Origin of the sequence: Kribbella italica (assembly GCF_014205135.1) — a bacterium.
GTDB lineage: Bacteria > Actinomycetota > Actinomycetes > Propionibacteriales > Kribbellaceae > Kribbella > Kribbella italica.
On the sequence record NZ_JACHMY010000001.1, the window covers coordinates 672,030 to 684,947 of the forward strand.

The 12,918-nt window shown below is 70.4% G+C and carries 11 protein-coding genes; 8 read left to right on the top strand and 3 right to left on the bottom strand.

The window, feature by feature from the left end; all coding sequences use genetic code 11:
* The first annotated feature begins 130 nt into the window (after window positions 1-130).
* Both nagZ and HDA39_RS03280 read left to right on the top strand, forming a co-directional pair.
* On the top strand, window positions 131-1,588 hold the full coding sequence (gene nagZ / locus HDA39_RS03275) for a beta-N-acetylhexosaminidase (RefSeq protein WP_184793762.1): 1,458 nt from the start codon (window positions 131-133) through the stop codon (window positions 1,586-1,588).
* Between the two features lie 56 nt (window positions 1,589-1,644).
* Window positions 1,645-2,919, top strand: a complete 1,275-nt coding sequence (locus HDA39_RS03280; protein ID WP_184793763.1) for an alpha-L-fucosidase — start codon at window positions 1,645-1,647, stop codon at window positions 2,917-2,919.
* On the opposite strand, the gene HDA39_RS03285 is transcribed toward HDA39_RS03280, so the two are convergent.
* Window positions 2,916-4,118 carry an ROK family protein gene (locus tag HDA39_RS03285; protein WP_184793764.1) on the bottom strand — a complete coding sequence of 401 codons (1,203 nt, stop codon included), beginning with the start codon at window positions 4,116-4,118 and terminating at the stop codon, window positions 2,916-2,918. The genes HDA39_RS03280 and HDA39_RS03285 overlap by 4 nt on opposite strands.
* A 95-nt stretch (window positions 4,119-4,213) precedes the next feature.
* Between HDA39_RS03285 and HDA39_RS03290 the strand changes: the two genes are divergently transcribed.
* The 5 genes from HDA39_RS03290 (at window position 4,214) to HDA39_RS03310 (ending at window position 11,152) form a co-directional block, all read left to right on the top strand.
* A complete protein-coding gene (locus HDA39_RS03290; protein ID WP_184793765.1) occupies window positions 4,214-5,848 on the top strand; it encodes a glycoside hydrolase family 13 protein in 1,635 nt (544 codons plus the stop codon).
* Window positions 5,849-6,589: 741 nt separating this feature from the next.
* A complete protein-coding gene (locus tag HDA39_RS03295) occupies window positions 6,590-7,741 on the top strand; it encodes a Nif3-like dinuclear metal center hexameric protein (protein WP_184793766.1) in 1,152 nt (383 codons plus the stop codon).
* A 53-nt stretch (window positions 7,742-7,794) separates the two neighbouring features.
* A complete protein-coding gene (locus HDA39_RS03300; RefSeq protein ID WP_202892855.1) occupies window positions 7,795-8,508 on the top strand; it encodes a zinc ribbon domain-containing protein in 714 nt (237 codons plus the stop codon).
* On the top strand, window positions 8,505-9,668 hold the full coding sequence (locus tag HDA39_RS03305) for a bifunctional RNase H/acid phosphatase (protein WP_184793767.1): 1,164 nt from the start codon (window positions 8,505-8,507) through the stop codon (window positions 9,666-9,668). Before HDA39_RS03300 ends, HDA39_RS03305 begins: the two co-directional genes overlap by 4 nt.
* A 50-nt stretch (window positions 9,669-9,718) precedes the next feature.
* A complete protein-coding gene (locus HDA39_RS03310; RefSeq protein ID WP_184793768.1) occupies window positions 9,719-11,152 on the top strand; it encodes an RNB domain-containing ribonuclease in 1,434 nt (477 codons plus the stop codon).
* An 8-nt stretch (window positions 11,153-11,160) separates the two neighbouring features.
* On the opposite strand, the gene HDA39_RS03315 is transcribed toward HDA39_RS03310, so the two are convergent.
* On the bottom strand, window positions 11,161-11,721 hold the full coding sequence (locus HDA39_RS03315; protein ID WP_184793769.1) for a TetR/AcrR family transcriptional regulator: 561 nt from the start codon (window positions 11,719-11,721) through the stop codon (window positions 11,161-11,163).
* 52 nt (window positions 11,722-11,773) lie between these two features.
* Here HDA39_RS03315 and HDA39_RS03320 point away from each other — a divergent pair, with 52 nt between their 5' ends.
* On the top strand, window positions 11,774-12,265 hold the full coding sequence (locus HDA39_RS03320) for a GNAT family N-acetyltransferase (RefSeq protein WP_184793770.1): 492 nt from the start codon (window positions 11,774-11,776) through the stop codon (window positions 12,263-12,265).
* Here HDA39_RS03320 and HDA39_RS03325 read toward each other — a convergent pair.
* Window positions 12,258-12,911, bottom strand: a complete 654-nt coding sequence (locus tag HDA39_RS03325) for a VOC family protein (RefSeq protein WP_184793771.1) — start codon at window positions 12,909-12,911, stop codon at window positions 12,258-12,260. The two genes, HDA39_RS03320 and HDA39_RS03325, sit on opposite strands and share 8 nt — an antisense overlap.
* Window positions 12,912-12,918 lie beyond the last annotated feature (7 nt).

A 12,918-nucleotide genomic window follows, 5' to 3' on the forward strand; every position in this document is an offset into this window, starting at 1 on the left:
AATCCCATCCACCCTTGTGTGCTGCTCCGAACCTCAGATGACGCTGGGAGGTGACCTTGGTGAACTCACTGGGCGTGAGACATCTCCGGGTCCATTGGCATCGGATGGTCCGGCGCGAGAGGGTGACGCTATGAGTGACCAACTGGAACGCGACGCCGCCGGCGCCCTGATCGTCGGCTTCACCGGTACCACCGCCCCCGACGACCTGCGCCGAGCGATCGCGAACGGCCTCGGCGCGGTGATCCTGTTCACCCGCAACGTCGTCGACGCCGACCAGGTGTCCGCCCTGACCACCGCGCTGCGCGCCGAGCGGCCGGACCTGCTGATCGCGATCGACCACGAGGGCGGCGAGTTCAGCCACCTCGCTCCGGCGAACCCCTGGCCGCTGTCCTCGCCGCGTGCGCTCGGCGAGCTCGACGACACCGACCTGACCCGCGCCGCGGCCCGCGACGCCGCCGCGACCCTGGCCCTGCTCGGGATCGACGTGATGCTCGCGCCGTCGGTCGACGTCAACAGCAACCCGGCCAACCCGATCATCTCGACCCGCTCGTTCGGTACGACGGCCGGCGTGGTCTCCCGCCACGGCGTCGCCTTCGTCCAGGGCGTGCGCGACGCCGGCATCGCCGCCTGCCCGAAACACTTCCCGGGCCACGGCGACGTCGCCGTCGACTCCCACCTCGCGCTGCCGCGCGTCGACCGGTCGATCGAGCAGGTCACCGCCGTCGAGCTCGCGCCGTTCCAGGCGACCATCGAGGCCGGCGCGGACCTGATCATGAGCGCCCACATCGTCTTCTCCGCGTACGACGACCAGCCGGCCACGCTGTCGCGCCGGATCCTGCAGGGCCTGCTGCGCGACGAGCTCGGCTTCACCGGCGTGATCACCACCGACGCGCTCGAGATGCAGGCGATCACCAGCACCCGGTCGATCGAGCAGGCCGCGGTCGAGTCGATCCGGGCCGGCGCGGACCTGGCGATGATCGCGATCGGCGAGGCCGACCCGCGGGCGCTGACCGCCGAGATCGTCGGTGCCGTCGGCAACGGAACGCTCGACGCGTCCCGCGTCACCGAGGCTGCTCAAAGGGTTCGTGATCTCGCCGCCGACCTGGCGGCCCGGACCCGCATGCCCGGCCTCGACGGCGCGCCGACCCGCGAGGTCGCGGCGCGGACGGTGACCGGCCAGGAGATCCCGGCGCTCGGCGGTTCGCCGTACGTGGTGGATCTGACGCAGGGGCTGCACCCGGCGTGGAACCCGTACTTCAGCGGCCTGCCCGAGGTGTTCGCGCGGATCGCGCCGGGATCGGCCGGGGTCGTGCTGCGCGCGGCGGACGCCGAGGCGCTCGGCGAGGCCCAGGCGGCGGCGATCGGCCGGCCGCTGGTGGTCGCCGTACAGGACGCGGTGCGGACGCCGTGGATGCGGTCCGCGCTCCAGCACTTGATCGAGAGTCACGAGGGCGACGTGTTCGTGCTCTGCACGGGGATCCCGGAGGATCGCGCGCTGGTGCCGGCGAACGTGCCGACGGCGGTCACGTACGGGCGGAACCTGGTGGTTCTGGAGGCGGTGACGCAGGTCCTGACCCGGCTGCCTTGAATCACTGAGGCGTAGGATCCTATATCCTATCGCTGACCCGACCTGAGGAGTCCGCGATGGCGATCCAGCCCTGGTTCGAGCAGGCCAAGCTCGGCATCTTCCTGCACTACGGCATCTACGCGGTGAACGGGATCGCCGAGTCCTGGTCGTTCTTCACCGGCGAGATCAGCCACGAGGACTACCTGAAGCAGCTCGACGGCTTCACCGCGTCGAAGTTCGACGCGGAGGCGTGGGCCGGGCTGTTCGAGGCGGCCGGTGCGCGGTACGCCGTCCTGACGTCGAAGCACCATGACGGCGTCGCGCTCTACGACACCGCGGCGAACGACCTGTCGACGGTGAAAGCGACGCCGGCGCGGCGCGACATCGTCAGCGAGTACGTCGACGCGCTGCGCGCGCACGGGCTGCGCGTGGGGCTCTACTTCAGCCATCTCGACTGGACGCACCCGGACTACGCGTCGGTGCGCCCGGCCGGGATGCCGGCCGACGAGCGCGGCAATCCGTACGCCGTACCGGCTGCTGGTGAGGAGGACCCCGCGGCGTGGGAGCGGTTCCTCACGTTCCACCGGACGCAGCTGACGGAGATCATGGACCGGTTCGCGCCGGATCTGCTGTGGTTCGACGGGGACTGGGAGCGCGATCCGGAGCAGTGGCGGATGGACGAGGTGCGCGACCTGATCGTCGCGAAGCTGCCGGAGACGGTGGTGAACGGGCGGATGCGCGGCGGGTTCGGCGACTACGCGACGCCGGAGCAGGGCGTACCGATCGTGCCGCCGGCCGGGCCGTGGGAGCTGTGCGTCACGATCAACGATTCGTGGGGCTTCCAGCACGACGACCATCACTACAAGTCGGTGCGGCAGCTGATCCGGCTGTTCGCGGAGACGATCGGCGGGGGCGGCAACCTGCTGCTCGACGTCGGTCCGCGCGAGGACGGCAGCATCCCCGAGGAGCAGGTGTCCCGCTTGCGGGAGCTGGGGGACTGGATCCGGCGTCACGAACGCGCCGTCTTCGGCACCACTCGGGGCCTGCCCAACGGCGCCTTCTACGGCGCGTCCACGGTCTCGGCCGATCGGCGCAAGGTCTACCTGTTCGCCTTCGACCGGCCGAACGAGTACTTCGTCGTCCGCGGCCTCCGCAACAAGGTGCTCAAGGCAACGATCGTGGGCTCGGACGTGGAGCTGCGGATCGATCGCCAGGGCGGCGGGATCGAGGGCGCCGCGGGGTGGACGTATCTGTACGTCGACTCGGATACCGCACTGGATCGCGACTGTACGGTCGTCGAGCTCGAGCTGGAAGGCGAGCTGGATCTGGCCGAGCATCACACCAGAGACTAGAAACGGCGAGCGGTGAGGGTCAGGTCCAGCGCGTTCTGCTCGACGTAGTTCAGCGCGTGCCGGACCGCACCCACGGACACGATCGTGTCGCCGAGCGATGACACCGCGACCTTCGGCGGCGTACTGGTGAAGGTCGCCAGCAGCTCCTCGATCGACGGCAGCAAGGCCTTCGCCGCCTCCGCGACCGCACCGCCGATCACCACCAGCTCGGGATTGAACAGGATCCCCAGCGTCGCCACGACCCGCGCCGTCCGCTGCCCGACAACGTCCAGTACGTCGATCGCCACCTGATCGCCCTGCGCCGCGGCCGCGAACACCATCTCCGCCGTCACCGGCTCACCGCCCGCGAGCTCCCGCAGTACGGTCTGCACCGCCGGGTCCGCGATCGCCGCCGCTCCACCCTCCCGCGCGATCCGCGCGATCCCGTGCGTGTCGCCGACTCCCTCGACGAGCTTGAGATACACCATCTCGCCGGCCCCGCCGCGACTCCCGTGCAGCAGCCGCCCCGAGTCCATCAGGCCCGACCCGAACCGCTCACCGGCCAGCAGTACGACGAGGTCGTCGACCCCCTGCGCCTCACCGCGCCAGTGCTCGCCGAGCACGGCCAGATTCGCGTCGTTCTCCAGCAAGGCCGGCCAGCCGTGCAGCTTCGACAACCGCGCGGTCAGCCCGGCGTCGAACCGCCGCCAGAACTCGTCGTCGGCCAGGATGCTCCCGCTCCGGTCGACCGGCGCCGCGACGCCGACACCGGCCGCGATCACCTCGTCGTCGGTCACCTCCGCGGCCAGCATCGCGTCGACCACGGCCTCGTCGACCAGGTCGGTCCGCTCGCCCGGCTCCTTCACCGCGGCGAACGAACGCCCCGCCTTGGCCAGCGTCTCGCCGCGCAGGTTGGCCACCACGACGGTCGTCTTCGCCGCACCGACGTCGATACCCAGCACGAACCCGGCGCCGCTGTTGAACTCGAACCGCCGCGACGGCCGGCCGACGCTGGTGTCGTCGCGGACCGGGTCGAGCTCGAGCACCCAGCCCATGCCGATCAGGTCGTTGCAGACCGCGTGAACGGTCGCGCGGGTGAGCCCGGTCGCCTCGATCAGGCCGGTTCCGGTCATCACTCCCGCGGTCGAGAGCACGCCGAGTAGCTTGCTCGCGTTCACCCGCCGCAGCAGCGGTGGAGTGGCCGCAGATGTCTTCGGCATATCCCTCTTGACCTCCTCGCAGTACCGTGTTCACAATACTACAGATTCTAAATTTAAAGTCTATATAAACCGCACACTCAGAGTGAGGCTCTGTCTTGACTACTCACGCGCAGGAGACGAGCGCTGCCGACTGGTGGCGGCAGGCGGTCGTCTACCAGGTCTACCCGCGCAGCTTCGCCGACTCCGACGGTGACGGCATCGGCGACCTGCAGGGGATCATCAGCCGGGTGCCGTACCTGACGTCGCTCGGTATCGACGCGGTCTGGCTGAGCCCGTTCTACCCCTCGGCCCTGGCCGACGGCGGGTACGACGTGGACGACTACCGCGACGTCGACCCGCGGCTCGGCACGCTCGCCGACTTCGACGAGCTGGTCGGCACGCTGCACGAGCACGGCATCAAGCTGATCGTCGACATCGTGCCGAACCACAGCTCCGACCGGCACGAGTGGTTCAAGGAGGCGCTGGCCGCGCCGAAGCACTCGCCCGAGCGCGACCGGTACATCTTCCGCGAGGGCGACGGCGACCAGCCGCCGTCGGACTGGGACTCGGTCTTCGGTGGGTCGGCGTGGGCGCAGATCCACGACGGCCAGTGGTACCTGCACCTGTTCGCCGCCGAGCAGCCCGACCTCAACTGGGACAACGACGAGGTCCGCGAGGACTTCCTGAAGACGCTGCGGTTCTGGTCCGACCGCGGGGTCGACGGGTTCCGCGTCGACGTCGCGCACGCGCTGAAGAAGGACCTGACCGAGCCGCTGCCGTCGAAGACCACGCTGCCCCGGCAGTCGGAGTCCAACGGCGTGCACCCGCTGTGGGACCGCGACGACGTGCATGACATCTACGTCGAGTGGCGCAAGGTCCTGAACGAGTACGACCCGCCGCGGTCGGCGGTCGCCGAGGCGTTCGTACCGGCCGCGCGTCGCGCGCGGTACGCGAGTGCCGCTGGGCTCGGCCAGGCGTTCAACTTCGACCTGCTGCAGGCCGACTGGGACTTCGACAGGTTCCGCCAGGTGATCAAGGAGAACCTCGCGCTGGCCGACCAGAACGGGTCGTCCTCGACGTGGGTGTTCTCCAACCACGACGTCGTCCGGCACGCCACGCGGTACGGGCTGCCCAAGGATCCTGACGGAGCCTGGCAGGACGGCAAGGCGTGGCTGCTGAGCAACGGCACCGAGCCGACCGTCGACGTCGAGCAGGGCCTGCGCCGCGCGCGGGCCGCCGTACTGCTGATGCTGGCGCTGCCCGGTTCGGCGTACCTGTACCAAGGTGAGGAGCTCGGACTGCAGGAGGTCGGCGAGCTGCCGGCGGCGAACCTGCAGGACCCGGCGTACTTCCGTTCCAAGGGTGCCGAGAAGGGCCGCGACGGCTGCCGCGTCCCGCTGCCCTGGACCGTCGGCGGCCTGTCCTTCGGCTTCGGCTCCGGCGGCTCGCACCTGCTCCAGCCCAAGTGGTTCGGCGGGTACTCGGTCGAGGCGCAGGAGGGCGACCCCGACTCGACCCTCAGCCTGTACCGCAAGGCCCTCGCCGTACGCCGGGGCCTGCAAACCGGCGAAGGCCTCGAATGGGTCGAGGGCGTCGAGTGGGCCCTCCACTTCCGCCGCCCCGGCGGCTGGCAGTCCATCACCAACTTCGGCGCCGCCCCCATCGAACTCCCCGAAGGAGCGGTCGTCCTCTCCAGCGCCCCACTGGAAGGCGAAAAGCTCCCCGCGGACACCACGGCCTGGCTGATCTGAAGGAGCAGCGACCCTCACCAGCCCATCGCTTTGGTGGGCTGGTGAGCACCACCCGCCACCTCCGAGAACCGGTTCCGCGGCCCGGGCGCTCTTGTCTGCCACTCAGCTCACGTGAGCCTGCTCCGCCGGCCGGCCGTGATCCGAAGGACCGGTCGACCTCGGCCGATGGCGGTACCTCTCCTCTCCCCACCCCAACCCCTTGGGGGTGGGGAGAACTCGGTGCGGCAGCACGCATCGCCGCATCCTCGCCTCGCCCGGCGCCGGGATTGTTGCCCGCCCGCCTGCCCGGGCTGCCGAGCCGATTGCGCTGGTCTTGAAAACCGGTATGGCGTCGCCACTCGGTGGTGCGCGTCGGGTGTCGCGGTGCGCGCCCGGCGCCAGGTGAACTGCGGATGCGAGCTTGCGCGATGCGGTAGCCGGCCAGGGCGACACACCGGCGACGTGCACCACTGATCAACCCCGTCCTGTGGACCGGCCGAAGGGTGGATTGAGCGTTCGGCAGCGGACCTTGGTCAGTGGTGCACGTCGGACGCTAGGTGTTGCGGTCGGTGCGCGTGCCGGGTGGGTGCGGTGTGGGCGGACGTGCATCACCTTCTAATCCGTCTCGATGGGCGTGTTGGCGACGGAGTTGAGCGGAGCAGGGGCCTGGTGGTCGGGGTTAGTGAGTGGTGCAGGTCCGGGGAAGCGCTGGCCGGGGCCTGCCTGGCGGGTGGTGCGGGCAGGGTGCGGCAGGATGGGGGCGTGGCGACGCTTGGTGATGTGAAGGCGGTACTGGATCGGTTGTACGACCCGGCGTGGGCGGAGAGTTGGGACGCCGTGGGGTTGGTGACGGGGGATCCGGAGCAGCCGGTGGGGAAGGTGTTGTTCGCCGTCGATCCGATGCGGGCGGTGGTGGACGAGGCGATCGACGGTGGGTTCGACCTGATCGTCAGTCATCATCCGTTGCTGCTGCGGGGAGTGAACAGCGTCGCCACGACGACCCCGAAGGGGCGGGTCGTGCACGACCTGATCCGGAGTGGGACGGCGCTGATCGTCTGTCACACCAATGCGGACAACGCGAATCCTGGGGTCAGTGACGCGCTGGCCAGAGCACTCAGTCTGCAAGACACCCGGCCGCTGAAGGCGATGCCGTCCGAGGCGATGGACAAGCTGGTCGTCTACGTGCCGGTCGACGAGACGCAGGCGATGATCGACGCGCTCGCCGCGGCGGGCGCCGGGCGGATCGGCGACTACGACCGCGCGGCCTGGTCGACCACCGGGGAAGGCACCTTCCGGCCGCAGCGCGGGGCCAACCCGACGATCGGCGAGGTCGGCGCGATCGAGGTCGTCGAGGAGTCCCGCGTCGAGATGATCCTCCCGCGCCACCGGCGGCGGGCAGTGGTCGAGGCGATGCGTTCGACGCACTCGTACGAGGAGCCCGCGTACGACGTACTGGAGCTGGCGTCGACCCCGAGCCAGCGAGGCGGTGGCCGGATCGGGACGCTCGACGAGGCGCTGTCGCTGCGTGAGTTCGCGGCGAGAGTCGGGCGAGGACTGCCGAGGACCGAGCACGGCGTACGGGTCTCGGGTGATCTCGACCGAAGCATCAAGACCGTCGCGGTCTGTGGTGGAGCGGGCGACTCCGAGCTCGACCGGGTCCGCGCGGCCGACGTCGACGCGTACGTCACGGCCGACCTCCGGCACCACCCCGCGACCGAGGCCCGCGCGTACGCCGATGGCCCGGCGCTGGTCGACGTCGCGCACTGGGCCAGCGAGTGGCCGTGGCTGGCCGACGCCGAACGACTCCTGACCGCGGGGTTGGCAGAGCAGGGCAGTACCGTGGACACTCACATCTCGACGCTCCGCACGGATGCCTGGGACCTTCGCCTCCAGCCCGCGGATGCTGACAACTGAACGCATGATCTAAGGAGCCGACCCTGAACGCCGAGCCCGCTGTCCAACGCCGGTTGCTGGACCTGCAGGATCTCGACCTGCAGCTGGATGTGGTCGCGACCAAGCGCAAGGCCCTGCCCGAGCACCAGGCGCTGGTCGACCTGGGGGCCGAGAAGTCGGTCGTCGACCGCGAACTGGTCGGCGCCGACACCGAGGTGTCGGATCTGCGGCGCGAGCAGAAGAAGGCCGACAGCGACGTCGACCAGGTCCGGCAGCGCAAGAACCGCAACCAGCAGCGGATCGACTCCGGCCAGGTCACCTCGCCGAAGGACCTGGAGAACCTGCAGCACGAGATCGGTTCGCTCGACCGCCGGATCTCCGACCTGGAGGACGCCGAGCTCGAGGTGATGGAGAAGCTCGAGGCGGCCGAGGTCGTCCAGGCGGAGCTGCAGGGCCGGGCCGAGGCGTTCGCCGGCCGTCAGGCCGAGCTGGAGGGCACGCGCGACGCCGCGCTCAAGGAGCTCGACGAGCAGCGCGCGACGCTGGGCGACCAGCGGTCGACCGTCGCCGCCGAACTGCCCGACGACCTCGTCACGACGTACCAGAAGCTGCGCGAGCGCAACGGCGGGATCGGCGCCGCGCCGCTGGTCGGCAAGCGCTGCATGGGCTGCCGGATGGAGCTGGCGCCGTCGGACCTGAGCAAGCTCAAGGCGGCCGCGGCGGACGTCGTACAGCGCTGCGAGGAGTGCGGCCGGATCCTGGTTCGGACGGCGGAGAGCGCGGTATGACCTACACGCACGTCATCGTCGAGGCTGACGGTGGGTCCCGGGGCAACCCGGGGCCGGCGTCGTACGGCGCGCTGGTGCGGGACCCGGCCACCGGCGCGGTGATCGCGCAGGCCGGGGTGACGATCGGGGTCGCGACCAACAACGTCGCGGAGTACAGCGGTCTGATCGCCGGGCTGGAACTGGCCGCGGAGTACGCGCCGGACGCCTCGATCGAGGTCCGGATGGACTCCAAGCTGGTGGTCGAGCAGATGGCCGGGCGCTGGAAGGTCAAGCACCCGGACATGAAGCCGCTGGCGATCAAGGCACAGTCGCTGGCGCCGTTCGGGACCGAGTGGACCTGGGTCCCGCGGGCGCAGAACGCCGCCGCCGACGCGCTCGCGAACATGGCGCTCGACGGCAAGCCGGTCCCGCTGAAGCCGGCCGAGAGCTCGGCCGCGCCGGTGGTGACCGAGGTGTCGGAGCTCGGCAAGGCGATGGCCGGCTGGGGTGGCGTTCCGGCCGAGGCGCCGACGCGGCTGATCCTGCTGCGGCACGGCGAGACGGCGCACACGGTGGACAAGCGGTTCTCGGGGTCCGGCGGGGACGACCCGGGGCTGAGCGAGATCGGCCGCCGGCAGGCCGAGGCCGCGGCGCAGTACATCGCCGGGCCGGCAGGCGGCGAGGCCTCGGCCGACGGCGCAGCCGGGCTCGGGCCGATCGACGCGGTGATTTCTTCCCCCATGCTGCGGACCCGGCAGACCGCGGCCGCGGTGGCCGAGCGGCTCGGGCTCGACGTCGAGGTGCGGGACGCGTGGGTCGAGTGCTCGTTCGGCGACTGGGACGGGCACACGTTCGCCGAGGTGCAGGAGAAGTGGCCGGACGCGCTGAACGCCTGGCTCGGTTCGACCACGGTCGCGCCGCCCGGCGGCGAGTCGTTCGACGCGTGCGCGCGGCGGGCGCGGACCGCGCGGGACGCCGTCCTGACGTCGTACCCGGGCAAGACCGTCGTCGTGGTCACCCACGTGACGCCGATCAAGCTGATGGTGCGCGGCGTGCTGCAGGCGCCGATGGCGTCGCTGTTCCGGATGGAGCTGAAGCCCGCGACGGTGACCGAGATCAACTGGTACGCCGACGGCCTGGCCTCGTTGCGCAGCTTCAACGTCGTCCCGCCGCTAGTCTGAAGCTCCCGGCCGCACCGTCGCGGCCGGGCTAGCGAGGACGGAGTGGTCGAGTGCCGTTGCAGAAGGTGCATTTCGCCGAGGACGTGCCCGAGGTGCTCAGGGCCTCGCTGCAGACGATCCGCCGGGAGCTCGAGGTGCCGGCCGAGTTCCCGCCCGAGGTGGTCGCGGCGGCGCTGGCGGCGAAGGACAACCCACGGCTGCCCGACCTGGACCGGACCGACCTCGAGTTCGTCACCATCGACCCGCCGGACTCGATGGACCTCGACCAGGCCCTGCACATCGAACGCGCCGGCGACGGCTACACCGTGCACTACGCGATCGCGGACGTCGCGGCGTTCGTCCAGCCGGGCGACCCGATCGACATCGAGGCGCGCAAGCGCGGCGAGACGCTGTACGCGCCGGACAAGCGCACGCCGCTGCACCCGCCGGAGCTGTCCGAGGGCGCCGCGTCGCTGCTTCCGGACGCCGTACGGCCCGCGCTGCTGTGGACGATCACCGTCGACGCGTCCGGCGAGGGCACCGACGTCGTCTGCGAACGTGCGTTGGTGAAGTCGCGCGCGAAGCTCAACTACGCGGGCGTGCAGAAGGATCTCGATGCCGGGACGGCGTCGGAGTCGCTGCAGCTGCTGCGCGAGGTCGGCAAGCTCCGCGAGCAGCGCGAGCTCGAACGCGGCGGCGTCAACCTGCCGATCCCCGACCAAGAGGTCGTCACGCACGACGGCCAGTGGACGCTGGAGTTCCGCGCGCCGCTGCCGGTCGAGGGGTGGAACGCGCAGATCTCCCTGCTGACCGGGATGGCCGCCGCGCACCTGATGATGTACGGCGAGATCGGGATCCTGCGGACGCTGCCGGAGTCGCACGACGACCTGCGCCGCAAGCTGGAGAACACCGCGAAGGCGCTCGGGATCGAGTGGCCGGTCGGTACGTCGTACGCGGAGTTCATCCACGGGCTCGACCCGTTGGTGCCCGCGCACGCGGCGATGCTTGCCGCGTGCACCGTTCTGTTCCGCGGCGCGGGCTACACCTCCTTCTCCGGCGGGGTTCCGGAGCGGCCCGAGCACGCGGCGATGAAGTCGGAGTACGCGCACGTCACCGCGCCGCTGCGCCGGCTGGTCGACCGCTGGACCGGCGAGATCTGCGTCGCGCTGTGCGCCGACGCGCCGGTGCCGGACTGGGTGCGGGAGTCGATGGACGAGATCCCGAAGATCATGGAGGAGTGCGACCGCAAGGCGCACGCGTACGAGCGCGCGATCGTCTCGATGGTCGAGGCCGGGCTGGTCCACGACCAGGTCGGTCAGACGTTCGACGGGGTGGTCGTCGACGTCGACGAACGCGATCCGAATCGCGGGGTCGTCACCTTGTCGACGCTTGCCGTCGAGGGGAAGGTCAAGAGCTCCTCGCCGCTGCCGCTGGGACAGCCGGTGCAGGTCAAGCTCGTCGAGGCCGACATCACCAAGCGGACGATCGCGTTCGAGCTGGCCTGAGAACGGGTCTAGCGGGTCAGGTGCTGCTCGACCGCGCGCGTGGTGCGGTCGAGGTCGCCGGTGGCGAGCAGGTCGAGCAGCGCGCCCCGGAGCAGTGCCAGTACGGCGGTCCGCCGCGCGCGGGCGTGGTTGCTCGCGGCATCGGGTTGTGATGCCTCGAGCAACTCGAGCCAGTCGTCGACGGTACTGCGCGCGTAGTCGCCCCACGGGCCGTCGGGGGAGACCAGCGAACGGCCGTAGGCCTCGACCCAGAGGTTCATCAACGGACGGCGCTCGGGGGCGGACAGCCAGGTCCACAGTTCGCGGCCGATGACGTCGAGGCCGGGCTGTTCGTCGTACCGGAGTTGTTCGAGCAGGGCCAGCTCGTCGCTGCGTGCCCTCGCGAGCAGCGCGCGGATCAGGCCGTCCTTGCTGCCGAACAGGAACAGCAGCACGCGAGGGCTCGACCCGATCGCGGTCGCCAGCGGGCGCAGCGAGAGGTCGGCGAGGCCGTGGGTGAGCGAGTAGCTGTAGGCGCGCTCGAGCAGTTCCTGCTCCCGCGCGGAAGGGGCTGGCTTCGTCGTCGGCACGCGGCTAGTATCGCCTACTGAAACAGTCGTGTCAGTAGATCGGGTGGTGCAGATGTCCGCAGCAGTGATCCGTCCCGCCGACCAGCCCGGCGATCTCGGCTGGGTGGTCCAGGCCCACGGCGAGCTGTACGCCGCCGAGTACGGCTGGGGCCTGCCCTTCGAGGCCCTGGTCGCCCGCATCGTCGCCGACTACGCCGAGGCGCACGAGCCGGCCCGCGAAACCGCCTGGATCGCCGAGATCGACGGCGAACGCGCCGGCTGCGTCTTCTGCGTGCAGGGCCCCGACGAGTCCACCGCCAAACTCCGCCTGCTCCTCCTGACCCCAGCCGCCCGAGGCCACGGCCTGGGCGGCCAACTAGTCGACACCTGCCTCACCTTCGCCCGCGAAGCCGGCTACAAACGCATGGTCCTGTGGACGAACGACCCTCTGGAGGCGGCCCGCTCCATCTACCTCAAACGAGGCTTCACCCTCACCGGCTCCGAACCCCACACCCTCTTCGGCGAAGGCCTCCTGAGCCAGTACTACGAACTCGACCTCACCTGATCGGCAGGAAGGTCAGGCGGTTGCCGTCGGGGTCCTGTTGGTCGGGGCCTGGGGTGGTGACCTCGAGGGCCAGGTGGTTGACCGGGGTGGTGGAGGCCGGCCAGGTGGGGGAGAGCTTGAGGGTGTCTTCTCGGAGGCGGAAGGTGTTGCCGTCCTGGGGTAGGCCGAGGTGGTCGCCGTAGAAGGTGGTGGCGGCGTCCAGGTCGGGGGCGTCCAGGGCGATGTGGGCCAGGCGGCGGAGGGGAGTGGTGGTGATGGGTGGGACCCGGAACTCCTCGGTGCGCTGGAGGAGCTCGACCCGGTTGCCGTTGGGGTCGGAGAGGAAGGCCAGGCGGCCTTGGCCGCTGCCGGCGACCTTGGGTGGGGTGAGTTCGGCGTACCCGGCGGCGATCAGCCGGGCGTAGTCGCCGTCGAGGTCGTCGGTCATGAAGCCGACGTGGTTGAGGCCGTACGTCGCGTCGGGCGCGGCGTTCTGGTTGTGCAGGAGCTCAATCAGGCCGGTGCCCAGTTGGAGGTGGACCCGGGTGACCTTCGGGCCCTCCATGAACAGGGTGTCGACGATCTGGGCGCCGAGGTCGGTGTAGAAGGTCAAGCTGGCGTCGAGGTCTTGGACGGGGCCGCCTACGTGGTTCAGCTCGTAGATCATGACCGCA

Coding starts and splice junctions, on each gene's coding strand:
- HDA39_RS03280 (WP_184793763.1), top strand. CDS start 1,645: ATGGCGATCCAGCCCTGGTTCGAGCAGGCCAAGCTCGGCATCTTCCTG.
- HDA39_RS03305 (WP_184793767.1), top strand. CDS start 8,505: ATGACCTACACGCACGTCATCGTCGAGGCTGACGGTGGGTCCCGGGGC.
- HDA39_RS03320 (WP_184793770.1), top strand. CDS start 11,774: ATGTCCGCAGCAGTGATCCGTCCCGCCGACCAGCCCGGCGATCTCGGC.
- HDA39_RS03285 (WP_184793764.1), bottom strand. CDS start 4,118: ATGCCGAAGACATCTGCGGCCACTCCACCGCTGCTGCGGCGGGTGAAC.
- nagZ (WP_184793762.1), top strand. CDS start 131: ATGAGTGACCAACTGGAACGCGACGCCGCCGGCGCCCTGATCGTCGGC.
- HDA39_RS03325 (WP_184793771.1), bottom strand. CDS start 12,911: ATGATCTACGAGCTGAACCACGTAGGCGGCCCCGTCCAAGACCTCGAC.